General features: G+C 31.1%; 23 protein-coding genes. 19 read left to right on the plus strand and 4 right to left on the minus strand.

Annotated features, from left to right (window positions below; all coding sequences use genetic code 11):
- Window positions 1-36: 36 nt before the first annotated feature.
- From BUA92_RS12955 to BUA92_RS13005, 11 genes are all read left to right on the plus strand, one after another.
- Window positions 37-516: a PTS sugar transporter subunit IIA gene (locus BUA92_RS12955; protein WP_073020096.1), complete on the plus strand. Its 480-nt coding sequence runs from the start codon at window positions 37-39 to the stop codon at window positions 514-516.
- 14 nt (window positions 517-530) lie between these two features.
- Window positions 531-1,364: a PRD domain-containing protein gene (locus BUA92_RS12960; protein WP_073020097.1), complete on the plus strand. Its 834-nt coding sequence runs from the start codon at window positions 531-533 to the stop codon at window positions 1,362-1,364.
- Between the two features lie 124 nt (window positions 1,365-1,488).
- On the plus strand, window positions 1,489-2,868 hold the full coding sequence (locus BUA92_RS12965; protein WP_073020098.1) for a PTS transporter subunit EIIC: 1,380 nt from the start codon (window positions 1,489-1,491) through the stop codon (window positions 2,866-2,868).
- A 19-nt stretch (window positions 2,869-2,887) separates the two neighbouring features.
- Entirely contained in the window at window positions 2,888-4,333 is a 1,446-nt protein-coding gene (locus BUA92_RS12970; protein ID WP_175550907.1) for a glycoside hydrolase family 1 protein, read from the plus strand.
- 487 nt (window positions 4,334-4,820) lie between these two features.
- A complete protein-coding gene (gene hemA / locus BUA92_RS12975; protein ID WP_073020100.1) occupies window positions 4,821-6,017 on the plus strand; it encodes a glutamyl-tRNA reductase in 1,197 nt (398 codons plus the stop codon).
- On the plus strand, window positions 5,981-6,637 hold the full coding sequence (locus BUA92_RS12980; protein ID WP_073020102.1) for an NAD(P)-dependent oxidoreductase: 657 nt from the start codon (window positions 5,981-5,983) through the stop codon (window positions 6,635-6,637). Before hemA ends, BUA92_RS12980 begins: the two co-directional genes overlap by 37 nt.
- 12 nt (window positions 6,638-6,649) lie before the next feature.
- On the plus strand, window positions 6,650-7,522 hold the full coding sequence (hemC, locus tag BUA92_RS12985; RefSeq protein ID WP_073020103.1) for a hydroxymethylbilane synthase: 873 nt from the start codon (window positions 6,650-6,652) through the stop codon (window positions 7,520-7,522).
- A 10-nt stretch (window positions 7,523-7,532) separates the two neighbouring features.
- Window positions 7,533-9,005 carry a uroporphyrinogen-III C-methyltransferase gene (gene cobA / locus BUA92_RS12990; RefSeq protein WP_073020104.1) on the plus strand — a complete coding sequence of 491 codons (1,473 nt, stop codon included), beginning with the start codon at window positions 7,533-7,535 and terminating at the stop codon, window positions 9,003-9,005.
- Entirely contained in the window at window positions 9,002-9,970 is a 969-nt protein-coding gene (hemB, locus tag BUA92_RS12995) for a porphobilinogen synthase (protein WP_073020105.1), read from the plus strand. Before cobA ends, hemB begins: the two co-directional genes overlap by 4 nt.
- Window positions 9,971-9,994: 24 nt before the next feature.
- Window positions 9,995-11,269, plus strand: a complete 1,275-nt coding sequence (hemL, locus tag BUA92_RS13000; protein ID WP_073020106.1) for a glutamate-1-semialdehyde 2,1-aminomutase — start codon at window positions 9,995-9,997, stop codon at window positions 11,267-11,269.
- A 4-nt stretch (window positions 11,270-11,273) separates the two neighbouring features.
- The gene (locus BUA92_RS13005) at window positions 11,274-12,014 is read left to right on the plus strand and encodes a sirohydrochlorin cobaltochelatase (RefSeq protein WP_073020108.1); all 741 of its coding nucleotides are present in this window, start codon (window positions 11,274-11,276) and stop codon (window positions 12,012-12,014) included.
- Window positions 12,015-12,043: 29 nt separating this feature from the next.
- Here BUA92_RS13005 and BUA92_RS13010 read toward each other — a convergent pair whose 3' ends face one another.
- Complete coding sequence (locus BUA92_RS13010; protein ID WP_073020110.1) at window positions 12,044-13,225, minus strand: M20 metallopeptidase family protein; 1,182 nt, start codon at window positions 13,223-13,225, stop codon at window positions 12,044-12,046.
- Between the two features lie 144 nt (window positions 13,226-13,369).
- Here BUA92_RS13010 and BUA92_RS13015 point away from each other — a divergent pair, with 144 nt between their 5' ends.
- Together BUA92_RS13015 and BUA92_RS13020 are read left to right on the plus strand one after the other, a co-directional pair.
- The gene (locus BUA92_RS13015; RefSeq protein WP_073020112.1) at window positions 13,370-14,278 is read left to right on the plus strand and encodes a M15 family metallopeptidase; all 909 of its coding nucleotides are present in this window, start codon (window positions 13,370-13,372) and stop codon (window positions 14,276-14,278) included.
- Window positions 14,279-14,303: 25 nt separating this feature from the next.
- Complete coding sequence (locus BUA92_RS13020; protein ID WP_083553518.1) at window positions 14,304-15,413, plus strand: amidase domain-containing protein; 1,110 nt, start codon at window positions 14,304-14,306, stop codon at window positions 15,411-15,413.
- Between the two features lie 99 nt (window positions 15,414-15,512).
- Here BUA92_RS13020 and BUA92_RS13025 read toward each other — a convergent pair whose 3' ends face one another.
- Entirely contained in the window at window positions 15,513-16,697 is a 1,185-nt protein-coding gene (locus BUA92_RS13025) for an L-lactate MFS transporter (protein WP_073020114.1), read from the minus strand.
- Between the two features lie 157 nt (window positions 16,698-16,854).
- Between BUA92_RS13025 and BUA92_RS13030 the strand changes: the two genes are divergently transcribed.
- The 4 genes from BUA92_RS13030 to BUA92_RS13045 all read left to right on the plus strand — a co-directional run bounded on the left by BUA92_RS13030 (window position 16,855) and on the right by BUA92_RS13045 (window position 19,867).
- On the plus strand, window positions 16,855-17,466 hold the full coding sequence (locus tag BUA92_RS13030) for a PH domain-containing protein (RefSeq protein ID WP_073020117.1): 612 nt from the start codon (window positions 16,855-16,857) through the stop codon (window positions 17,464-17,466).
- Window positions 17,459-18,895, plus strand: a complete 1,437-nt coding sequence (locus tag BUA92_RS13035) for a PH domain-containing protein (protein ID WP_073020119.1) — start codon at window positions 17,459-17,461, stop codon at window positions 18,893-18,895. Before BUA92_RS13030 ends, BUA92_RS13035 begins: the two co-directional genes overlap by 8 nt.
- 82 nt (window positions 18,896-18,977) lie before the next feature.
- Window positions 18,978-19,289 carry a PadR family transcriptional regulator gene (locus BUA92_RS13040; protein ID WP_073020121.1) on the plus strand — a complete coding sequence of 104 codons (312 nt, stop codon included), beginning with the start codon at window positions 18,978-18,980 and terminating at the stop codon, window positions 19,287-19,289.
- Between the two features lie 71 nt (window positions 19,290-19,360).
- On the plus strand, window positions 19,361-19,867 hold the full coding sequence (locus tag BUA92_RS13045) for a hypothetical protein (protein WP_139259344.1): 507 nt from the start codon (window positions 19,361-19,363) through the stop codon (window positions 19,865-19,867).
- A gap of 102 nt (window positions 19,868-19,969) precedes the next feature.
- Here the strand turns inward: BUA92_RS13045 and BUA92_RS13050 are convergent, their stop codons facing one another.
- Both BUA92_RS13050 and BUA92_RS13055 read right to left on the minus strand, forming a co-directional pair.
- The gene (locus BUA92_RS13050) at window positions 19,970-20,956 is read right to left on the minus strand and encodes an oxidoreductase (RefSeq protein ID WP_073020125.1); all 987 of its coding nucleotides are present in this window, start codon (window positions 20,954-20,956) and stop codon (window positions 19,970-19,972) included.
- Between the two features lie 12 nt (window positions 20,957-20,968).
- A complete protein-coding gene (locus BUA92_RS13055) occupies window positions 20,969-22,030 on the minus strand; it encodes a lactonase family protein (RefSeq protein WP_073020127.1) in 1,062 nt (353 codons plus the stop codon).
- 64 nt (window positions 22,031-22,094) lie between these two features.
- On the opposite strand from BUA92_RS13055, the gene BUA92_RS13060 reads away from it, so the two are divergent.
- Both BUA92_RS13060 and BUA92_RS13065 read left to right on the plus strand, forming a co-directional pair.
- On the plus strand, window positions 22,095-22,805 hold the full coding sequence (locus tag BUA92_RS13060; protein WP_073020129.1) for a Crp/Fnr family transcriptional regulator: 711 nt from the start codon (window positions 22,095-22,097) through the stop codon (window positions 22,803-22,805).
- Window positions 22,806-22,823: 18 nt separating this feature from the next.
- Window positions 22,824-23,240 carry a hypothetical protein gene (locus tag BUA92_RS13065; RefSeq protein WP_073020130.1) on the plus strand — a complete coding sequence of 139 codons (417 nt, stop codon included), beginning with the start codon at window positions 22,824-22,826 and terminating at the stop codon, window positions 23,238-23,240.
- The last annotated feature ends 114 nt before the right edge of the window (window positions 23,241-23,354 follow it).

Below are 23,354 nucleotides of genomic sequence, written 5' to 3' on the forward strand. Positions count from 1 at the left end.
CCTAAGAGAGTTTTTTTGTTTGTAAAGGAGAAAAATATGTTTGATATATTTAAAAAGAAAAAAGATAATGATTTATACGCACCAGTAACTGGAGAAATTATTGCACTAGAAAATGTACCAGATAAAATGTTTGCAGATAAGCTTATGGGAGAAGGTATAGGCTTTAGATTTGATGGAAATACAGTGTGTGCACCTTGTGATGGAGAAATTTCAATGATTGCGAGTACTTTACATGCTTTTGGAATTACTACTACAAATGGCGCAGAGATTTTAGTACATATTGGACTTGATACAGTAGAACTAAATGGAAAAGGATTTAAGGTAATATCAGAAGCTGGTAAGAAGGTTAAAAAGGGAACACCTGTTATTGAAATAGATAGAGGGTTTATGGAACAAAATAATATTAACTTAATTACACCTATGATTATAACAAATAGTGACAATTTCAATTTTGATATTGAAGAAGGGGATAAACAAGTTATAGCTGGAGAGAGCAAGGTGATTCACTTTAAATAATAGGAGGATTATTCATGAAGGTTATCAAAAAAATCAATAATAATGTAGCTGTTTGCTTGGATAAGAAAGGTCATGAACTAATTGCCTTTGGAAAAGGAATAGGATTTCCATCAATGCCTTATCATATAACAGATCTCAGCTCTATTTCTATGACATTTTATAAAATGGATAAAAGTTATTATAAGCTACTACAAGAAATACCAGAAGAAATATTTGAAGTGTCAGCTATAATTGCTAAAAAAGCTCAGATGACTCTTGATTGTAATTTAAATCCTAATCTATTACCTGGGCTTGCAGATCACATAAATTTTGCATTAAAGCGTATGGAAAAGTTTAAAGAGATGAAGATGTTATTTTCTTATGATGTAGAAAAACTATATCCATTAGAGACATCTCTAGGAAGATATGCAGTTAAACTAGTCCAAGAAAAATTGTCAGTGAAATTACCTGAGAGTGAAATTACTAATATAGCAATGCATTTTGTAAATGCAGAAGAAGAAAGTGTTAATGAAAAGGCGACTTTAGATGCAGAGCAATTAATTGAAGAGCTTACAGAAATTATTGAAGGTGAATTTGATACCAAGATTAATCGGAAAGGGTTTAATTACAATAGATTTGTAATACATTTAAGATATTATTTAAAACGAATTGAAGAAAAGAAGCAATTTATAGATGATAATGGTGTACTTTTTAGAACTATGAAAGAAGAACTTCCTAAGATATATGAATGTGCAGTTAAGATTAGTGCAGTTATTGATAAAAGGCTGAATTCAAAAATTACTGAAGATGAGACATTGTATTTAATGATGCATATTAATCGTATTCTAAAAAACAATACAATAATTTGAGGATTGTAACTCTAAGGGAGGCATTACCGAATTTGACACGAAAAATAATTGTGTCATTTCGGTTTTTATTTTACGTCAAAATAATTATTGTTTGTAAAATATAAATAAAAAGAGGAGAAGAAACATGGCGAAGAGAGAAAGATATGAAGAACTTGCAACAAAGGTTTTAGAGTTAGTGGGCGGAAAGGATAATATAAGTCATTTGGGTCATTGTATGACACGCTTAAGATTTAGTTTAAAAGATACTAGTGTTGTTGACCTGAACGAGATTCAAAAAATAAACGGGGTAATTGGAGCACAATGGTCTAATGATCAATTACAAATTATTATAGGACAATCGGTTGGAGATGCTTATAAATTAGTCTGCTTAAAAGCTGGAATATCAGCTGAAAAAGCTATAGATGAAAATTTAGATACTAAAAAGAAGTTTGGATTCGGAGCAGTTATAGATGGTATTTCTGGAAGCTTGATGCCATTAATACCAGCGTTAATTGGTGCTGGTATGTTAAAAGTTATTATCATTTTAGGTGAGATGGCTGGATTTTTAACTAAAGATATGCCTACTTATAATGTGCTAGCCTTTGCTGCTGATGCAGGATTTTATTTTCTTCCTATATTTTTAGGAGCAACAGCTGCAAATAAGTTTAAAACTAATATGGGTCTAGGAATGTTATTAGGTGCAATCTTAATACATCCTACGATTGTAGCTAATGTTGCAGGTGGAGTAGGAATGTCTATATTCGGTATTCCTGTTTATGGAGCAACCTATGCAAGTACTATTTTCCCTATAATTATGGCTGTATTTGTAATGTCATATGTTGAAAAATTCTTTCAAAAAATATCACCAGATTCAGTCAAAGCAATAGTAGTACCATTGGGAACTATTTTAATAATGTTACCACTAACACTATGCCTAATTGGACCAGCGGGTGCTTTTTTAGGAACTTATTTAGCAAAAGCAATTATGTGGTTATATAATACAACAGGTTTCTTTGGAGTTGCACTTTTAGCAGCTGTATATCCAGTTTTAGTTATAACAGGTATGCATGGAGCTCTAGTTCCTTATATGTTCCAATCATTTGCAGCATTTGGATATGAGCCGATTGTTTGTGTTGCAGGTGTGCTTTCTAACATTAATCAAGGAGCAGCAGCTGCCGCTGTAGCAGTAAAGTGTAAAAATAAAAGTACAAAATCAACAGCAGCATCTAGTGCCATTACAGCAGTTGTAGGTGGAGTAACAGAGCCTGCAATGTTTGGTATTAATATGAGATTAAAGAAACCATTATATGCAGCAATGATAGGAAATTTCTGTGGAGCAGCTTTTGCAGGGTTAATGAAAGTATACACATATGCATTTGCAGGAAGTGCGGGGATTTTTGGAGTTGCAGGTTTTATAGGACCAACAAAAATGAATGTGATTTATATGGGAATAAGTGTTTTAATTGGATTTGTAGTAACATTTATTGTAACCTTATTTATCTACAAAGGTGAAGATATATATTAAATAGATGGAGGAAAGAAAAATGAGTTTTCCAAAGGAATTTTTTTGGGGTGGAGCTACAGCTGCTAATCAATTTGAAGGTGGATGGAATGAAGATGGAAAGGGAGATAGTGTCTGCGATCATATGACAGGTGGTACTGTAGACAAACATCGTTATTTTACTAATGAAATAAAGAGCGACACACATTATCCATCACATGAAGCGATAGATTTTTATCATAGATATAAAGAGGACATAGCATTATTTGCTGAGATGGGATTTCGTATGTTTCGTATGTCCATAAACTGGACACGAATATTTCCAAATGGAGATGATGAAGTGCCTAATCAAAAAGGGATAGATTTTTATAGATCTGTTTTTGAGGAATGCAAAAAGTATGGAATTGAACCACTAGTAACTATTTCACATTATGAATTACCTTATAATTTAATGAAAAAATATGATGGATGGCTAAATCGTAAGTGTATTGACTTTTATATTAGATATTGTAATACACTATTTACAGAGTATAAAGATTTGGTTAAGTATTGGCTTACTTTTAATGAAATAAATTGTCTTACAATGAGTATAGGAGATATATTATCTGGTGGTTTTAAGTGTGAAGATGGTCCTGCACAGGTAATGGGGCTTCCTGATACAAAAGAGCAGGTTGCAAAAAGATATCAGGCGTTGCATCATCAATTTATAGCTAGTGCAAAGGCAGTAAAGTTAGGTCATGAAATTAATCCTGAATTTAAAATAGGGTGTATGATTGCAGGAGGTTGTATATATCCATATAGTTGTAATCCTGATGATGTATTATTAGCTCAGAAGGAAATGAGGATGAACTATTTTTGTGGAGATGTACAAGTAAGAGGAGAATATCCACATTTTACAAAACGTATGTTTGAGGATTTAGATATTTCAATTCTTGAAGAAGAAGGAGATAGAGATATTCTAAAGAGTGGAAAGGTAGATTTCTATAGTCTTAGTTATTATATGAGTACTTGTAGTACTGTTGATGAAAACACATTAAAAACTTCAGGAAATGTTGTTATGGGAGTTAAAAATCCATATTTAAAATCAAGTGATTGGGGATGGCAAATCGATCCTAAAGGACTAAGATATTTATTAAATGAGTTATATGGTAGATATCAAATACCAATTATGGTAGTAGAAAATGGTCTAGGAGCAATCGATAAAGTTGAATCAGATGGGTCTATTCATGATAGTTACAGAATTGATTACTTACGCGATCATATAAATCAAATGAAGGAAGCAATCAATGATGGAGTGGAATTAGTTGGATTTACTCCTTGGGGATGTATTGATTTAGTTAGTATATCAACAGGGGAAATGAAAAAAAGATATGGGTTTATTTATGTAGATAAAGATAATGAGGGAAATGGAACATTAAATAGACTACGTAAAGATTCATTTTATTGGTATAAAAAAGTGATTTCATCTAATGGAGAAGAGCTTGATTAATTATTTCTAAGAATTAAAAATAATAATTTATATATTAAGGAGTTGTAGCTTTAGGTTAATTAGGGCTCAGCTCCTTTTTGTTTTTTATAAAAGATGAATAATGAGTAGGAAGAAAAAGTAGACTACCCTATGTCAAAGTGTCAAAGTGTCAAAGTGTCAAAGTGTCAAAGTGTCAAAGTGTCAAAGTGTCATTATGTTGTTGTTTTGTACTTAGAAGGAATTTGATGAAACTCTTGAGGCGAAGAGTTTTTAAAAATTATTTTGCGCAATTACGCAATTGCGCAATTGCGCAAAACATCAAAACAACAATTGCGCAAAACCACAATTGATCAAGTTAATTAATTCAGAGAAGAAAATTTTGAGAAGGATGACTTTTTTAATCCCATCTTTCCTAGAGGGATACTTAAACTATGAAAACAAACCTTTAAATATAGAAGAGGTTGGTATAAAATGAGTATAGTGAGTTTCCTTAAAAGGAGAGAAAAGAATGATTCAGCTAATCGGAATATTAAAAGGAACAAGTGTAGATATAAGGGAAAAGTTTGTTATTAGAGATAAATATATATTAGATAAAGTTATTAATATTAAGGAATTCTGTAATGAAGTATTGATAATAAATACATGTAATAGAACAGAAATATACTTTGACTCTGAGGATTCAAGTCATGAGATTTTATATAATATATTTAAAACTTTAGAATGGGATAAAGAATTAAGAGAATACATATTTCATATTAAAGAGGAAAAGGTTGTTAAGCATATAATGGAGCTTGCATGTGGCCTTCACTCTAAAATTTTAGGAGAAGACCAGATTCTTTCTCAGATTAAAGAAGCCTATGATAATTCTCTAAATGTAAAAGGGCTTCATGGAAATCTTCAGCGTTTATTTCAAGAGGCAATAACTTGTGGTAAGGAATTTAGAAATGAGGCTAAGTTATATGAAATACCAGTATCTTATCCATCTATAGCTGTAAACAAAGCACTTAAAGAGGGAATTAAGAACTTCATGGTAATAGGATATGGAGACATGGGAAGCCTAGCTGTGAAATATATATTAACCCATAATATAGATAGTTTATATATAGTAGTCAGAAATAAAAGTTCAGTAAAAAACATAGATGATAAGAGGGTTAAAATTATAACTTTTGAGGAGAAAAATGAAATATTAAAGGATGTTAGGTGTATAATAGGGTGCACATCTGCTCCCCATACAGTATTAAAAAACAGAGAATTACCAAAAGGGGAAAGATATTTAATATTTGACCTTGCTATGCCTAGAGATATTGAAGAGAGTATAGCTTTAAGAGATGATGCTGAAGTTTATGACATAGACAGTATAGCTCTTATAGATGAAGAAAATAAAAAACTTAGAAAAGAAAAAATGAATAAAAATAGATTTATAATAGATAAGTATATAGAAAGTTTTGAAACTTGGAAAGACATTAGGGAAATAACTCCTTACATAAAAAAGATGAAGGAAAATGCTAATAAGATAGCTGAAGAGAGAATAGAGACCTTTAATAATAAGCTTTCATCTAAAGATCCTAAAAGGTTAGCAGATAATCTTATAAAAAGTACTTCACATTACTATGTAAATAGAGCTATTGAAGTTCTTAAAGAAGAGCGTTTAAAGGGAAGTGATGAGGAATGTCTAAGGATAATAGAGAAGATATTTATGAATTAGAGTTTATGTTTCTTTCCCTGATTCCTAAAAAAATTAAAGTAGGGATTATAGGGGGAGGAAGAGCTGCGGCTATAAAGACAGCTAGTTTTTTAGAACGTGGATGTAATGTTGAGGTTTTAGCAAAAGATTTTGTTGATAGTTTTGAAAATTTTAATGAAGTTGAGCTTATAGTAGGTTCATATCAATCTGATTTTATTATAGATAAACATATAATAGTAATAGCTATAGATGATGAGAAGGTTGTTAAGGAAATAATTTCCCAATGCGAAGAGCAGGCTAAAATATTTATAAATGCAGGCAATTACAGACATGGAAATGCTGCCATGTCTATTCAAGATTCCCTGGGAAATATTAACTTTGCTTTAAATACTAAAGGTGGAAATCCTAAAGCTTCTCTTATGATAAAAGAGGAAATAAAAAATAACCTTAAAGAATATGATGAATTTATTGGATTTATAAATAAACTTAGGAGTAAGGCTAAAGAATTTAATGAATATAAACAGGAAATAATAAGCTTTATTGCTACAGAAGATTATAAGTTTATGTGGGAAAAAAGAAAAGAAAAAGAATGTTTACTTTTATTTTTTAAGGAAGAGTTAGTACATAGATTATTTAATTAAGTGGAGGAGATTATGAGTTTAATTATTGCTACTAGAAAAAGTAAACTAGCTCAAGCCCAGACGGAGTTAGTTATGGAATTATTGAATAAAACTCATGGAATTAATAGTGAAAAGCTTCTTATAGTTACAGAAGGAGATAGAAGACTTGATGTAACTTTAGATAAGATTGGTGGAAAAGGCGTTTTTGTTAAGGATATAGAACTGGCTTTATTAGAGGAGAGAGCTCATGGAGCTGTTCATAGTATGAAGGATGTTCCTTATGCTTTAGATGATGCCTTTATGATTGCAGCTGTTCCAGAAAGAGAAGATGTAAGAGATGTATTTATATCAAGAGAAGGAATAGATTTTAAAGAACTTAAAACAGGAGCTAAAATAGGAACTAGCAGTATAAGAAGAGCAGGCCAACTTAAAAAGTTACGTAATGATTTAGATATAGTTCCTATTAGAGGAAATGTTCAGACAAGATTAGAGAAAATGAAGACTCAAAACTTAGATGGAATAATATTAGCAGCAGCTGGATTAAAGAGATTAGGTTTAGAGGATATTATAACTACTTATTTTGACCCTAAGGAGATGTTACCAGCAGTAGGGCAAGGGGCATTAGGAATAGAGGTTCTTAAAAATAGTGATAAGAGAGCCTTGTTTGAAGGTTTAGACAATAAAGAAGTTAGATGTGTTTTAGAGGCTGAAAGAAGCTTTATGAGGACATTAAATGGGGATTGCCACACGTTAATAGGTATATATAGCGAAGTTAAAGGGGATGACCTTTATATGATCGGAACCTACGATATTGATGGACAGATAATTAAAAAAGATATATTAGGAAATAAAGAAGATAATATAGATTTAGGAAAAAGATTGGCTAATCTTATATTAAAAGCTTAAGGAGGAGAAAATGAGTAAAGTTTATTTAATTGGGGCAGGTCCTGGAGATGAGGAACTTATAACTGTGAAAGCTGTAAGAAAGTTAAAAGAATGTACAGCTGTTCTTTATGATAGATTAGTAGGAAATAATGTTTTAAATTATATAAATGATGATTGTGAAGTTTACTATTGTGGCAAAGAGCCAGGTTCACATTATAAAACTCAAGATGAAATAAATCAAACTTTAGTTAAGTTAGCTAAAGAGGGACATATAGTAGGAAGAGTTAAGGGGGGAGACCCTTATGTTTTTGGAAGAGGTGGAGAGGAAGCTTTAGAGTTAGTTAAAGAAAACATAGACTTTGAAGTAATTCCTGGTGTTACCTCTGCTATTTCTGTACTTAATTATGGTGGAATACCTATAACTCAAAGAGCAATGTCTCAAAGTTTTCATGTAGTTACTGGAATGTCAGCAAGTTCACTAAAAGTTAATTGGGAAGCTTTAGCTAAGGAAAATGGAACCTTAGTATTTTTAATGGGGTTAGAAAATCTTGAGGATATAGTAGAAAGATTATTAGCTAATGGAAAGAGCAAGGACTCTAAGGCAGCTATAATTATGAGAGGAACATCTTCTAAACAAAAAAAGGTAGTTGGAACCTTAGAAGATATACACTCTAAAAGTGTAAAAGCTGGATTAAAGTCACCATGTATAATTGTAGTAGGGGATGTTGTAGACCTTAATGAAAGTTTAGATTGGTATGGAAATAAACCTTTATTTGGAGCTAATATTTGTGTTACACGTTCTAGAAATCAAGCTTCTAAGCTTAGAGAAACTCTAAAGGATTTAGGTGCAGAGGTTACTGAAATAAACTCCATAAGATTTAAGGATACTTCAGATAATTTAAATCCGTATATGGATAAATTAGAAGATTACAATCATATAGTTTTTACTTCTGTAAATGGTGTAAACTTCTTTTTTGATTATTTAAGAAATATAAAATTTGATGTTAGAAAACTAAAAGCTAGCTTTAGTGTTGTAGGAAAAGCAACTTCAAAGGCGTTAACAGATAGAGGAATAATTCCAGACCTTATGGCGAGAGAGTTTTTAGGGGAAGGCTTATTTAAGGTTTTAGAGCCTAAATTAAATAAAGGGGAGAAGGTATTAATACCATGTTCTCTTCAAGCTAGGGATTACTTATCAGAAGAAATAAGAAAGCTTGGATTAGAAGTAGATAAAGTTTCTATGTATGAAACAATAAAAGGAGAAATCAAAAATCCAAGAGCCTTTGAAGAAGTTGATATGGTACTATTTACAAGCCCTAGTACAGTAAACAGCATGATAGAAATGGTAGGAATAGAAGCTTTAAAAGATAAAAAGGTTGTAGCTATAGGACCAATAACTTTAAAAACACTTATTGAAAATAAAATAGATGCTGTAGTATGCAAGGAACATAGTGATGACGGACTTATAGAAGAGATAAAAGAAATATGGAGGAAGTTAAAGTGATAAAGAGAGGAAGAAGATTAAGAGTAAATGAAGCTACTAGAGCACTAGTTAGAGAAAACAGCTTAAGCTCAGATGATTTTATATATCCTATATTTGTAGTAGAAGGAGAAAATATAAAAAATGAAATAAGCTCTCTTCCTGGGAATTATCATTACTCGATAGATAGATTAGAAGAGGTAGTTAAAGAAGTTAAGGAAGCTAAAGTAAGAGGATTAATGCTTTTTGGTATACCAGAGCATAAAGATGCTTGTGGTTCAGAAGCTTATAATGAGGAAGGAATTGTTCAAAAAGCTATAAGAAAAATAAAAGAATTAGATAAAGATATACTAGTTATAACAGATGTTTGTATGTGTGAGTATACAGATCATGGACACTGTGGAATAATACATGGAACTGATGTTGATAATGATGAAACTATTGAGTATATAGGAAAGATAGCTTTATCCCATGCTGAAGCTGGTGCTGATATGGTTGCACCTTCTGATATGATGGATGGAAGAATAGGTAAGATAAGAGAGGTATTAGATAAAAATAACTTTAAACATATACCTATAATGGCTTATTCGGCTAAATATTGTTCAGCTTTTTATGGACCATTTAGAGAAGCTGCGAATTCAGCTCCTCAATTTGGAGACAGAAAAACCTATCAAATGGACCCAGCGAATCTAAGAGAAGCTATAAGAGAAATGGAGCAGGATATTGAAGAGGGAGCAGACATAATAATGGTTAAACCTGCTTTATCTTATTTAGATGTTATAAGAAAGGCTAGAGATAATTTTGACTATCCTATAGCTGCCTATAATGTAAGTGGCGAATATGCCATGGTTAAAGCTGGAGCTAAAATGGGCTGGATAGATGAAAAGAAGATAGCTTTAGAAATGCTTTTATCAATGAAAAGAGCAGGAGCAGATATAATAATAACCTATTATTCTCTAGAAGCAGCTAAATGGCTTAAAGAAATGTAATCTTGCTAATAAAGGAGTGGTATTGTGAATAACAAGAAAATATTTGAAACCTCAAAAGAATATATGCCTGGTGGAGTTAACAGTCCAGTTAGAGCTTTTAATAATGTTGGAATGAATCCTCCTATAATAAAAGAGGGAAAAGGTGTTTACATATATGATGAAGATGGAAAAGAGTATGTGGATTTTGTTTTAGCTTGGGGTCCTATGTTTTTAGGACATTGCGATGAAGATGTAGTTGAAGCTATTAATAATACTTCAAAAGGTGCTATAGCTTTTGGCGCACCTACAAAGCTTGAATTAGATTTAGCTAAGTTTATGTGTGAAACCCTAGATAATGTAGAAATGGTGAGAATGGTTAACTCAGGTACAGAAGCAACCATGAGCGCTGTTAAGCTTGCTAGAGGATATACAAAAAGAGATAAGATACTTAAGTTCTCAGGCTGTTATCATGGACATTTTGAAGGCTTTTTAGTGGAAGCTGGCTCTGGAGTACTTACAACTGGCATTGCAGGAAGTGCAGGTATTCCAAGAGAAAATATAGAGAATACTTTGGTAGCTGAGTATAACAATATAGATAGTATAAGAACTGTATTTAAGGAAAAGGGAAAAGATATTGGTGCTGTTATTATAGAACCTGTAGCAGGAAATATGGGAGTTATAAAGGCTAATGATGAGTTTATGGTTGAACTTAGAAGTCTTTGTGATGAATACGGAACTCTATTAATATTTGATGAAGTAATGAGTGGATTTAGAGTAGCTTATAAAGGTGCACAAAGCCTATTTAAGGTAAAGCCTGACCTTGTAACTTACGCAAAGATAATGGGTGGAGGACTTCCTTGTGGTGCTTACACAGGAAGAAAGGAGATAATGGAGATGCTTTCCCCAATGGGACCAGTATATCAGGCAGGAACAATGTCTGGAAATCCTATAGTTATGGCAGCGGGTTTAGCAACTTTAAAGAAACTTCATAATAATCCAGAATACTATAATCATATAAATGCCTTGGGTGAGAGATTAGAAAAAGGAATTAAAGAAGCTTCAAAAGAGAATGGAGTTCCAGTAGTTATAAATAGAGCTGGAGGAATGCTTACTTTGTTTTTCACAGAAGGAGAAAAAGTTGAAACCTATGAAGATGTTAAAAAGTGTGATAAAGAAAGATTTGTAAGATACTTTAAACATATGCTTGAGCACGGAATCTATCTTCCACCATCACAGTTTGAAGCTTTATTTTTATCTGTAAAACATGAAGAAGCTCATATAGATAAGTTTATTGAAGCCTTTAAATCCTTTAGAGGGTAAAATCATGAAAGCTATATTAGTAGTAACTCATGGAACAGCTAATCTAGAGGGAGTAAATTCATCGTTAAAGCCATTGATTAAAGAGATTAAAAAAGAGTTTTCAGGGGATGAAGTTAGACTTGCATTTACTTCGAAATTTATTATTAATAAGCTTTTTAGACAATCAGGGATAAAGGTAAATAATCTTGAGGAAGAGCTTGAAGCTTTAATTGAACTAGGATGCACAGAAGTCTTTATACTTCCACTCCATCTTATACCAGGAAAAGAGTATCTTGATTTATTAGACGTTGTAGAAAGCTATAGAAATAGAATTACAGCAGTAGTAGCTACACCTCTATTAAGTGAGGATGAGGACTATATGAATCTAATAAACTCACTTGATCCATCAAAAGAGCTTAATTACGTCTATATGGCTCATGGAACTAATCATGAAGGAAATAGCAGCTATTTAAAACTTCAACAGGAGTTTATTAATAAAGGTTATGGAAAAGTTCTTATAGGAACCTTAGAAGGTACTCCTACCTTAGAAGACATTATATATATGCTTAAGTCTAGGAATATAAATAAAATAGTCCTACAGCCACTGCTTTTAATGAGAGGTAAACATGGAACTAAGGATTTAGATTCTTGGGAAGAACTCCTTATTAATAATGGTTTTGAAGTTGAAAAAGTTGATAAATCATTAGGTGAAATAGAAGAAGTAAGAAAACTATATATAAATAAGTTAAACAGCCTCTATAATTAATAGGGGCTGTTTTTATTAAAATAAATATCTTAAATTAAATCAAAAAAATCAAAAACACTTTGTATAAATACAGCTGGACCTATCCACAAAACATCTTCATCCACAGTAAATTTAGGGTGATGATGTGGATAAATAATTTTCTTTTGTGGATTATTTGAGCCTAAGAAAAAGAAGGTTCCAGGTATTTCTTTAAGGTAATAGGCCATATCTTCAGAAACCATTGTAGGATGTTCTAATATAATCAAGTTATCTTTTCCAACTACTTTTTCAGAAGATTTAATTAGTACCTCAGTAGTATAAGGGTTATTATTTACAGATGGACAGATTCTTTCGTATCTGGCTTTAACTTCTGCACCATTTGCTTTACCAACTCCTTCACAAATTTCAACTACTCTTTTTTCTAACATATCTCTATCTTCAGGATATATGCTTCTTATAGTACCTTCAAAAGTTACTTTTTCAGGTATGATGTTCCAGCTAGAGCCACCATTTATTGATCCTATAGTTACAACAACAGGATGATGTGGATTTGTCTCTCTACTTACTATTTTTTGTAATGAAGATATTATTTCAGATGCAATTAAGATAGGATCTACAGAAAGGTGAGGCATAGCACCATGACCACCTTTTCCTTTCACAGTTACAGATATTTTATCTACAGCTGAAGTTATATAACCAGATTTAATCCCAATCATACCTAGTTTAACCTCAGGGAATAAGGCTCCTATATGAAGCCCTAATATAAAATCAACTTTAGGGTTTTCTAATACTCCTTCCTTTATCATAGCTTCTGCTCCAGAAGAAATTTCTTCAGCTGGTTGAAATATAAGTTTTACATTTCCTTTTAATAAATTTTTATTTTGAGATAAAATTTTTGCTGTTGCTAAAAGCATGGAAGTATGAGCATCATGACCACAGGCATGCATACAATTATTTTTAGATGAAAAAGGTAATTTAGTTTTTTCTTTAATAGGAAGACCATCCATATCAGCTCTTATTCCTATAGTTGGTCCATCTGAAATTCCTTCTATTATAGCTACAATTCCAGTTTTACTTATGGTTTTGTAGGAAATGTTCATTTTGTTAAGTTCGTCAGTTACATATTTGTGTGTTTTTTCTAACTCTATTCCGAGTTCAGGTATCTCATGAAGATCTCTTCTCCATTTAACTATATCAGTTTGAATACCCATACATATATCAATTACGTTCATAAATATCAGCCCCTTAAATATTTCGCTATTTCGGTAAATTATACTATAAGATAAATTAATTTGTAAATTTAAAAAAATCTATAACACATACTATGCTAAAACTCAGGACAGGATATATTTATATGGATTTAAGAGGTGAAAAAAATGAAAAAAAACTTATGTAGGTTATTATTTTTAATTTTAATAGTTATAAATATTCCTAAAATTACATCAGCTACGGAAGAGCGAGATTATTTAATAACAATGAAACAAGATTTACTTACCTTAAAACTTGCATATCCTGAACATGTAAAGTCAGTAGAAAAAAATGGTGATAAAGTTTATTTAATTATGAAATCAGGAAAAAAGGTCTTATATGATGATAAAAGAAATAAAACCCATGATGACAAACTTCAAGATCCAGATTTACAAGATATGATGGAACAAATATATCCTTTAGAAATGCCTAAAGAAATAATGAAAAAAGATTTTGATCCAGGAAGAGCCAGGTCTTATGAGATTTTTAATGAAGTATATGGAGATTCTAAAAAGGCTATAGAAACTAATTTAATAGCTCTTCAATATGGATATACCAATTATCAATTTAATAGTAAAAATGGTGCAAAAACTTCTTTAGAAACAGCGCTAAAAGAAGTTATGCCCTTAGCAAAAAGCAGAGGAGATATAGGAGGTATACTATATCCTGCAAGTGGAACCTTTAACTATAGAGTTATATCAGGTACAGGAAGATTAAGTCCTCATTCTTATGGAATAGCAATAGATTTAAAAAGTGATAAAAGAGATTATTGGAAATGGAGTTCAGAAAAAGATGGTAACTCTAGGCTTCTACAATATCCTAAAGAGTTAGTTGAAGCTTTTGAAAAAAATAATTTTGTTTGGGGAGGAAAATGGGGACATTTTGATATTTTACATTTTGAATATAGACCTGAAATTATATTAAAAGCTAAATATTTTGGTGGTTGGAGTGGTGAAGAGGAAAGTTGGCATAAGGGAGCTCCAGAAGATGAAGACACTAAGGAATTTATAGAAATTATCAATGATAATTTAAAATAAACAGGTTAAGAAAGGAGAAGTATCTATGAGCTTGCCTATAAAACAATACAGGAAAGCAGTAAATAAGTTTATAGTTTTCACATTATTTCTTTCTCTAATTAAATTAAATATTCCACAGGTAGCAAATGCAGAAAGTGTAGACCAAGAAGTTTTAGACTTTGTGGAAACCATATTTGTAAGTAAAAATAAGGCAGTTTTAGAAAAAGATTTAGAGCTTATAGATACCTTATATGCAACGGATACAAAATACGGTCAATGGGCATATGAGTATGAGGAGAGAAAGGTTAAGTATATAAATAACTGGGCAGAAAAACAAGGAATAAAATTTGTAGATATAATACCTAAAATAGTTATTAGAAGTTCTAAAAAAAATGGAACTGAAAAATGTTATTTTAATATACTTTGTAATACAGAATATAAATATGTGTATGAAGATAAACCCGATGAAGTGAATAGTTCTAGGATAGGAACATATCATTCAATGACATTAACAAATAGGGATGGTCAATGGATAATAACAAAAGAGTGGTATACAGACCCCTTTGCTGATTCATTAAGTTTAGAAAATATAAAAGCTCAAGATATTAAGGAGTATATAGCAGCTCAGCCAGAGAGAGACATGTCAGAAATAAATGAGAGAAGAAAAAATGCAGTAGCTTATGCTATGCAATACTGTGGTGCAGCTACAGCTCCTGAATATGGATTTAAGTATAATAAGAAATACAGAGACTTTAATCCTGAGGGTGGAGACTGCGCAAATTTTGCTTCTCAGATATTAAGTGAAGGTGGAAAATTTAAAAAGAATGGTACTTGGAATTATGATAAAGGAAGTGCTACTGGTCCTTGGGTAAATGCAGATAAATTTACATCTTATATGATAAATAGCGGGAGAGCTTCAATTATAGCTAAAGGTAGTTATGAGAAGGTTTATAAAGCATCTTATAAACTACTGCCAGGAGATTTTGTGGCTTATGAGAAGAAGGGTGATATAACTCATATTTCAACAGTAACTGGAGCAGATTCGAAAGGATATTCCTTAGTTACATGTCATAATACAGATAGAAACAATGTACCATGGGATCTTGGCTGGAGTGATAAAAAAATAAAATTTTGGTTAGTAAGAGTACATTATTAGAGTTAAGTTAATAGTTAAAAGAGAATGGTTAAAAGTTATTGTTGAAATTCAGCTTAGCTGAATTTCTTCATTTACTATTCACTTTTAACTATATAAATATTAACTGTTACCCCTAAAAGGAGATTTTATAAAAAGAGATATAATTAGACCTATTAAAGATAAAATAGCTGAGATAATAAAGGTTAATTTTAAGTTTCCGGCTGCGGCCGATATAAGTGGACCAACTAAGGCTGCTATACCATAAGCTTGATACATTAAGCCATAGTTTGAACCTAGGTTTTTAAGCCCAAAAAAGTCCCCGGTTATAGTAGGATACACAGATAAAAAACCTCCAAAGCAGAAGGTTACTCCTCCCAAAGTTAAAAAGTAACTTATTATATTAAGGGTTAAAACACTCTTAAGTATCATGCATACTGTAGTGATTCCCAATAATATGGTTATTACCTTTATTCTTCCTATCTTATCTGAGAGAGTTCCCCAAAAAAGTCTTCCAGTAGCATTAAATATAGCAACAGCAGATACAGCAGTAGCGGCTGCTTTAGGAGAAAGACCAGCTAATTCAATTCCTATGTCCCTAGCTAAGCCAATTACTAAAAGTCCACTCATAGTTCCAAATAAATAAGCTATCCATAGAAGAGGGAAATTCTTAGTTTTCACCATTTCCATAGGTGTATAGTTTTTATTAATGGCTACAACCTTGTTTTTAATAGTTAATGACTCATCAGGTAAAGATAATAAGTTAGAGCCTATAAAAATCAAAACTAAATTTATTATAGATAAAAACAAAAACGTCTTAGAGATTCCCAGAGAAGCTAATAAAGCTTGAATTAATGGGTTGAAAACTAAACTTCCAAGGCCAAAAGCTCCAACAGAAATTCCAGTAACTAATCCTTTATGATTTGGGAACCATTTTATGCAGGTTGATAAAGGACATACATAAACGAAGCCAATACCTATACCAGCAACAAAGCCGTAGTATATATAGAAATCTAAAAGAGATGTGGATTTTGAACATAAAAACAAACCAATAGAATAAAAAGCTCCACCAATCATTGCTACAGGCTTAGGACCAATTTTGTCTTGAAGTTTTCCAGAAAATATAGTCACAAAAGCAAATACAAATACCGTTATAGAAAAAGTAAGGACAACCTTGCTTTTTGAAATATCAAGATAGGTAGCAATAGGTTCATTAAAAAGACTCCATGAATAAATAGAGCCAATACACAATTGAAGCAAAACAGCTCCAAGTACTACTAAAAAGCCTTTTGTTTTTAATTGTTTCATATAAAACTCCTTATTATTGATAAGATTAGTTAATATATTATCATAAAATTATGGATTGTAATATATTTTTTAATAATTATTTAAGGATAATTATTGTCTATTTTAAGTTATAATAATGAAATATAAGGAAATAAATATAATTCTTAGGGGGATAAAAATGGAAGAAAAAGATTCGTACATAGTTATTAAGAGGAGTGAAATAATCGATATCGTTAAACCAGATGCATTTAAAAACGTAGATAAAAAAGCAGTAAAGTCCTGGAGGACAGCAAGAGTTATAACATTCCTAATATTTTTAGCAATATTTATAGGGGTAAGAATGTTTATAAAAAACTGGGATGAGACTTTTGTTTTAGTAGCTACTATAATTCAAGGGGTTATACTACTCTTGCTTGCTCTAAATGCTTTTTTATATCCTAAAATAGAGTACAGGCAGTGGAAATATAGTATTACAGAAGATAAAATTGAGTTTTATCATGGAATATTTTTTGTACAGCACACTATTATACCAATGCTTAGAATCCAACACATAACCGTTAATCAAGGTCCTATAAATAAGCTATATAAAATAGCTACTGTAAGTATATCAACAGCTGGAGGAGTATTTGGATTAGTAGGACTTCCAAAAGAAACAGCAGATGAAATTTGTGATTACATAAATAATAGGGTAATTAAAAAACTCAAGGATAGAGCAAATGAGCAAGAGCAAGTACTAGAGGAAGAGATACTATTAGAACCCCAGGAAACGGGGGTAGATAATAATGGATAAACCTCAAAGAAATCACCCATCAACCATAATATCTCAGACGTTTAAATACATAAAAGGTAACTTTTTTATTTTTATACCCATGGTTTTAAATAATGAAATTTTAGTTAGCATTGCTATTGGAGCAGGCATATGCATGCTGATGGCAATATACAGTATATTAGTTTGGTATAATAAAAAGTTTTATTTAAAAGAGAACATGCTATATTATCAAACAGGAATAATCAGTAAAAAAGTATTAACATTATCTAAAGATAATATTTCAACAATAGATATAGGACAAAGTTTTCTTCAGAGAATCATAGGTATTTACAGGCTTAAGGTTGATAGTGGAAGTACTACTTTAGGAAAAGCCGAAGTAGATATAGTATTAAATAAAGAACGAATAGATTATATAAAAAGTGTAATAGAAACAACTACAGATCCAAAAATTCAAAAAGCTAACACTGTACAAGACAAAGAGAGATCAAAGGAATTTAAATGCACTAATAGAGAACTATTTATATTAGCTTTAACAAAAAATAAACTTGGCTTAATAGTAACACTTATTGTATCTTCCTTTACTTTTTTAGATGATTTATTAGATACACTAAAACTAGATATAAGCAAATATGTAGATAAGTACTTTAACATAGAAGATGTAATTAAAAAATCTATGGGGGAATTAATTGTATTTTCAATTCAATTATTTACAGTAATTTATATCCTTTCATTTATAGTATCTGTCATAGTAACATTTATTAGATACTACAACTTTATAATATATGAACAAGATAATAAACTAAACATCCAATATGGTTTAATAAGCTTAAAAAAATACACATTACCTATTAAAAATATACAAGCTATAAAATTAAAGCAAACGCTTATAAATCAGTGGTTTAAGCAATATAAGGTTGAAGTAGTTACAGCAGGTTATGGAGATGAAGAAAAGGAAGAAGCAATTTTTTATCCCTTAACTAATAAAGGGAAGTTAAACATATTAATAGATACTTTAATTCCAAATTTTAGTTTTGAAAATATTGAATTAAAATATCCACCTAAAAATGCAATGAAAAGATTCTTTATCTTCCCAGTGATTTTTAGTATTGTGATTTTTTTAGTGATAAGTTTCATTTTCCACAAAGCAGTTTTTATATTTATGTTTATGCCAATAATAATATTTAGCTGTTATGTAGAATATAGAAACAACACAATGGGATATGATGAAAAAATATTTTATGGAAGCTTTGGAGCCTTTAGCAAAACCTCCATAATAATTAAGATGAATAGTGTTCAATCAATAACAGAAACAACAAACTATTTCCAAAGAAAGAAGGATATATGCAACTACAGAATAGATTTTTATTCTAGTAAACTAATAGACATATTACCCATAAAAAATATGCACCGCTATCACTTCAAAGAAATAGAGGAAAATATAGAATTTTAGTGGATAATATTGACATAGAAATAATAAACTGATACTATTACGTTATACGATACAAAGTATAACGTAATAAGGCGGTGAGTTTATGAATTTAGAGGAAATGGGTAAGTTTAAGGATATTTCTTTATTAATTTTAATTAGTTTAGCTGAAGAGGATAAGCATGGCTATGCTATTATGGAAGATTTAAAAAGTAATTTCTCTATAGAACTTGGGGCAGGAACCTTATATGGAGCTATATCAAGATTAGAAAAAAATAATCTTATAAAGCCTGTAATAACTGAAGATAGGAAAATTCCTTATAAGATAACAGAAGAAGGAAAGAAGCTTTTAAGCTTTCAGCTAGAGCATATAAATAAGATAATATCTACTGGAAAAAGTAGATTGAGGTTAACATGAGGCTTATAGACCTCTTAATTCGTCTCTATCCAAAAGAATGGAGAGAGAGGTATGGAGAGGAGATTAAAGAAGTGATTAAAGAGTCAGGAAATATAAATATGGCTTTGATATTTGATATATTAAAAAATGCTATAAGTACTCATCTTCAGCCTGAATCTTATAAAAGGATTAATCCTCAAGGTAGACATCATGATTTAAAGCTTAATATAAGAAAATTAGCGGCATCTTTTGGGTTAGCTTTTATACTAATGACGATAGGAATATTAGTTGCAATGGGTATTTCATCAAAATATCCTTATAGGATACAAGATGTTCTTTTAATAGAGGGACTAATAGTAACTGTAATAGGCTTTTTCTTAATTATGGGAGGTAACTCCTCGGGATTAGATATGACATCCTTAGGATCTCAAGGTTCTCAATACTCATCTTATATGAACTTAAGAACTACAGAAAAAGAACGAAGTACAACTAAGTTTTATGAGAACTTTACTAAACAAGGGATTATTAGCACCACCTTTAATGGACTAACTATTCCGCTTGGAGGAATATTAATTGTAGTCATAAGTTATCTAATTTAAGTATTAGTTAACAGTTAATAGTTAAGAATGAAGAGTTAATGAAGAAATTCAGCAAGGCTGAATTTTAACCTAAACCATTAACTCTTCTCTATTCACTTTTAACTATTTTAAGCTTTCAAATGCTTTTTTAGACCAGTCAGAGTCTTTATATATAGCTCTTCCCACCCCAATAAGATCAGCTTTTTCCTCTTGTAAAAGTTTCTCAGCGGCTTCAGGGGTAACTATACCACCAGTAAGAACTACTGGAATAGATAATGCTTCCTTAAGAGCTTTAGTAAGTGGCCAGAAATAACCTTCTTCATTAGCTCCAGGAACAACAAATCCTCTAACTCCACCTGAAACATCTAGAATGTTTATTCCTGCCTTTTCAAACTCCAATCCAGCTACTAAGCTGTCTTCAATAGTAACTCCACCTTCTGTATAGTCCGAAGCACCTAATCTTAATAATATAGGGAAGTTTTCCCCCACAGCTTTTCTAACAGCCTCAATAACTTCAAGATGAATTCTTATTCTATTTTTTACATCTCCACCATAAGAATCTGTTCTTTTATTAGTTAATGGTGTGAAGAATTGATGTAGTAAATATCCATGAGCTGCATGAATTTCTACCCCATCGAATCCAGCCGATTTTACTCTAGAAGCAGCTTCTCCAAAAGCTTTAACTATACCTTTTATCTCATCTACAGAAAGTTCTTTAGCTACAACACCTTTAGAGTTAGCAACAGCTGAAGGCCCTACTGAAGGGAAGCCAGTAACTTCCTCTGAGGTTTGAATTCCTGCATGGTTAATCTGCATAACAGCCTTTGAACCATTTTTATGGATGATATCAGCTAAGGTTTTTAGTTTATCTATATCAACGCCTTCACTTACCGAAAGTTGATTTTTGTGAGCTTTTCCTTCAGGCATAATATAGCTATGTTCTATTACAATTAGGCCTATATAACCTCCTTGAGATTTATCATCATAGTATTTTAATATATCTTCAGTAACATTTCCATCAGGGGCTTTTCCAGTTGCCATAGGTGGCATAACTAATCTGCTGTTTAAATTTAAAGAGCCTATTTGTATTGAGTTAAATAATTTTGACATATGATACCTCCATTAAAGAAATTTTATGCAAACACCACTTGGAACAGTGTATTCTTGATCAAGTTTAGTCATCTTTCCAGTACTTTTGTCTCTAGAGAATATAGTCATATTATCGCTGCCTTCATGAGGAACAATAACATAATTTCCTGTAGGATCTATGACGAAATCTCTAGGGTATTTACCTTTAGTTTCTGTTATTTCTACTAAAGATAAAAGAGAAGTTTCAGAATCTACAGCAAATACAGCTATAGAATCATATCCACGATTGGAAGTATATAAAAATCTTCCGTCAGATGAAATATGTATAGCAGATGCTTTGCTTTTACCATTAAAGTTTTCAGGTAAAGCAGATATCTTTTGAATAATTTCAAAAACGTTATTAGAAGGATTATATTTTAGTACAAATACTTCAGAAGTTAGCTCACTAAGTAAAAAAGCAAAGTTTTTATTAGGATGGAAGGTCATGTGTCTTGGGCCAGATCCACCTTCAAATTTTACAGTAAGCGAAGAATCCTCAACAAGATTTCCATCTTTATAATCATAAACTACCATTTTATCAATACCTAAATCTATGGCAAGAAGCTTTTCTTCATTAGGAGTAAGACCTACAAAATGAGCATGAGCTTTCTCCTGTCTGTCTTTATTTGGACCAGTTCCTTCATGAAAAACTCTAGATGAAGGATCACATAAAGAACCATCCTCATTTAATGGATAACAGTTTATCTCACCAGTGTGATAATTTGCAGAAAATAAATAAGAATCATCTTTATTAGTAATTAGATGACAAGGTGAAGATCCAGGGAAAAGTTTATAGTTTAGAAGAGATAGGCTTAAATCCTCTTTATTTATTAAATAAGCAGCAACTCCACCCATATCTCCATCTTTCATTACTGAATATAAATATTTTTTATTTGATGATATAGCTATATAAGTTGGATTGCCAAGCTCTCCAGCTACATTTATATTATTTACTTCTCCTAAATTTGTATTAAAAGAAAAATTATAAATACCCTTGCTATCACCTTTAGTATATGTTCCTATAAATCCTTTTAAAATTTCCGTGTTTATTTCCATAGAAAATACCTCCCATAAAATATATAATCTAATTATATCATAGTAAAAATTTGAGGTGACTACAATGAGAGAATGTAATTGTGGAAATTGTAAAAATGAATTATGCGTAAGGAAGGTTCCTATATTTTCATTTCTTTCAGATGAGGAGCTACTTGCCATAAAAAATTTGACAGGACATAGAGAATATAAAAATGGTGAAGCTCTTTGTCATGAAGGGGAAAAATCAGAAACTTTATTTATAATAAATGACGGAAAAGTCAAACTTTCTAAAATAACTAAAGATGGTAAAGAGCAGATAATACATATTTTATCTAGTGGAGACTTCTTTGGTGAATTAAGCCTTTTTAATGAAGGAGAAACCCATAACTTTTCTGCATTTGCTATAAGTAAGGTGAAAATATGCACCTTAACTAAAGAAGATATGCACCAAATTATACTGAAGAATCCTGAGATTTCTTTAAAAATCCTTACTGAGGTTACAAAAAAGCTAGCCCAGACAGAAAATCTAGCACAAACCTTAGCTACAAATGATGCTGAGATAAGAATAGCACACATGCTTTTGGAATTTTCTAAAGACTACGGGACAAAAAAAGAAGATGGTATAGAAATAAAACTTCCGATAAATAGAGAAGAGATGGCAAACTATACAGGACTCACAAGAGAAACTATAAGTAGAAAGCTATCTAAGCTTGAGGAATTAGAAGTAATTAAGATGGTTGGAAACAAAATAATCTTTATAAAGGATGAAGAAGGACTTATGGATTACGTAGAATAATTATTAAGGAGGAGAACAGTGAAGAGAAGGTTTTATTTATTAATGGTTTTAATAATACCTTTAATTTTGACTTCATGTAAATCAGAAGAACCTAAATTATCTATAAAAACGGACATAAAAACCTACATGTTAGAATTATCTTCAGTACAAGGAATTACAATGACTCCAGAGCTAGAGATAAAAGAACAAACTAAAGATATAGAATACACTTGGAGCACCACAGAAGGTGGGTTTATAAATACAATAAAAAATGAATCTAAAAAAGAAGTAACTAATACAGGTGAAGCTGTATTATGGAGTCCAACTTTAGATACAAAAAAAGAAAAATCAAGTTTAATTGAAGTTACTTTAAAAGCAAAGAAAAATGATAAAGTTATAGCTGAAAGTAAAATAACCATCGAAGAAACAAAGGGAGTATATAAGGTAATTGAATAAAATAAATTTTAAATTTAAGTAACCAGCAAAATTTGCTGGTTACTTTTTTATGATTCTAATGAAACTCTTGAGAAGAAGAGTTTCTACACATCTATTCGGTAGACGCTCTTCTCA

It is taken from the genome of Clostridium intestinale DSM 6191 (assembly GCF_900130055.1).
Classification (GTDB): domain Bacteria; phylum Bacillota; class Clostridia; order Clostridiales; family Clostridiaceae; genus Clostridium_T; species Clostridium_T intestinale.

Excerpts from the sequence above, each read along its gene's own strand:
- BUA92_RS13060 (WP_073020129.1), top strand. The coding sequence starts at position 22,095 with ATGAGAGAATGTAATTGTGGAAATTGTAAAAATGAATTATGCGTAAGG.
- BUA92_RS13035 (WP_073020119.1), top strand. The coding sequence starts at position 17,459 with ATGGATAAACCTCAAAGAAATCACCCATCAACCATAATATCTCAGACG.
- BUA92_RS13020 (WP_083553518.1), top strand. The coding sequence starts at position 14,304 with ATGAGCTTGCCTATAAAACAATACAGGAAAGCAGTAAATAAGTTTATA.
- BUA92_RS13040 (WP_073020121.1), top strand. The coding sequence starts at position 18,978 with ATGAATTTAGAGGAAATGGGTAAGTTTAAGGATATTTCTTTATTAATT.
- BUA92_RS12965 (WP_073020098.1), top strand. The coding sequence starts at position 1,489 with ATGGCGAAGAGAGAAAGATATGAAGAACTTGCAACAAAGGTTTTAGAG.
- BUA92_RS13010 (WP_073020110.1), bottom strand. The coding sequence starts at position 13,225 with ATGAACGTAATTGATATATGTATGGGTATTCAAACTGATATAGTTAAA.
- BUA92_RS12955 (WP_073020096.1), top strand. The coding sequence starts at position 37 with ATGTTTGATATATTTAAAAAGAAAAAAGATAATGATTTATACGCACCA.
- BUA92_RS12970 (WP_175550907.1), top strand. The coding sequence starts at position 2,888 with ATGAGTTTTCCAAAGGAATTTTTTTGGGGTGGAGCTACAGCTGCTAAT.
- BUA92_RS13030 (WP_073020117.1), top strand. The coding sequence starts at position 16,855 with ATGGAAGAAAAAGATTCGTACATAGTTATTAAGAGGAGTGAAATAATC.
- cobA (WP_073020104.1), top strand. The coding sequence starts at position 7,533 with ATGAGTAAAGTTTATTTAATTGGGGCAGGTCCTGGAGATGAGGAACTT.
- BUA92_RS13055 (WP_073020127.1), bottom strand. The coding sequence starts at position 22,030 with ATGGAAATAAACACGGAAATTTTAAAAGGATTTATAGGAACATATACT.
- BUA92_RS12980 (WP_073020102.1), top strand. The coding sequence starts at position 5,981 with ATGTCTAAGGATAATAGAGAAGATATTTATGAATTAGAGTTTATGTTT.
- BUA92_RS13005 (WP_073020108.1), top strand. The coding sequence starts at position 11,274 with ATGAAAGCTATATTAGTAGTAACTCATGGAACAGCTAATCTAGAGGGA.
- BUA92_RS13050 (WP_073020125.1), bottom strand. The coding sequence starts at position 20,956 with ATGTCAAAATTATTTAACTCAATACAAATAGGCTCTTTAAATTTAAAC.
- BUA92_RS12960 (WP_073020097.1), top strand. The coding sequence starts at position 531 with ATGAAGGTTATCAAAAAAATCAATAATAATGTAGCTGTTTGCTTGGAT.
- BUA92_RS13025 (WP_073020114.1), bottom strand. The coding sequence starts at position 16,697 with ATGAAACAATTAAAAACAAAAGGCTTTTTAGTAGTACTTGGAGCTGTT.
- hemA (WP_073020100.1), top strand. The coding sequence starts at position 4,821 with ATGATTCAGCTAATCGGAATATTAAAAGGAACAAGTGTAGATATAAGG.
- BUA92_RS13015 (WP_073020112.1), top strand. The coding sequence starts at position 13,370 with ATGAAAAAAAACTTATGTAGGTTATTATTTTTAATTTTAATAGTTATA.
- hemC (WP_073020103.1), top strand. The coding sequence starts at position 6,650 with ATGAGTTTAATTATTGCTACTAGAAAAAGTAAACTAGCTCAAGCCCAG.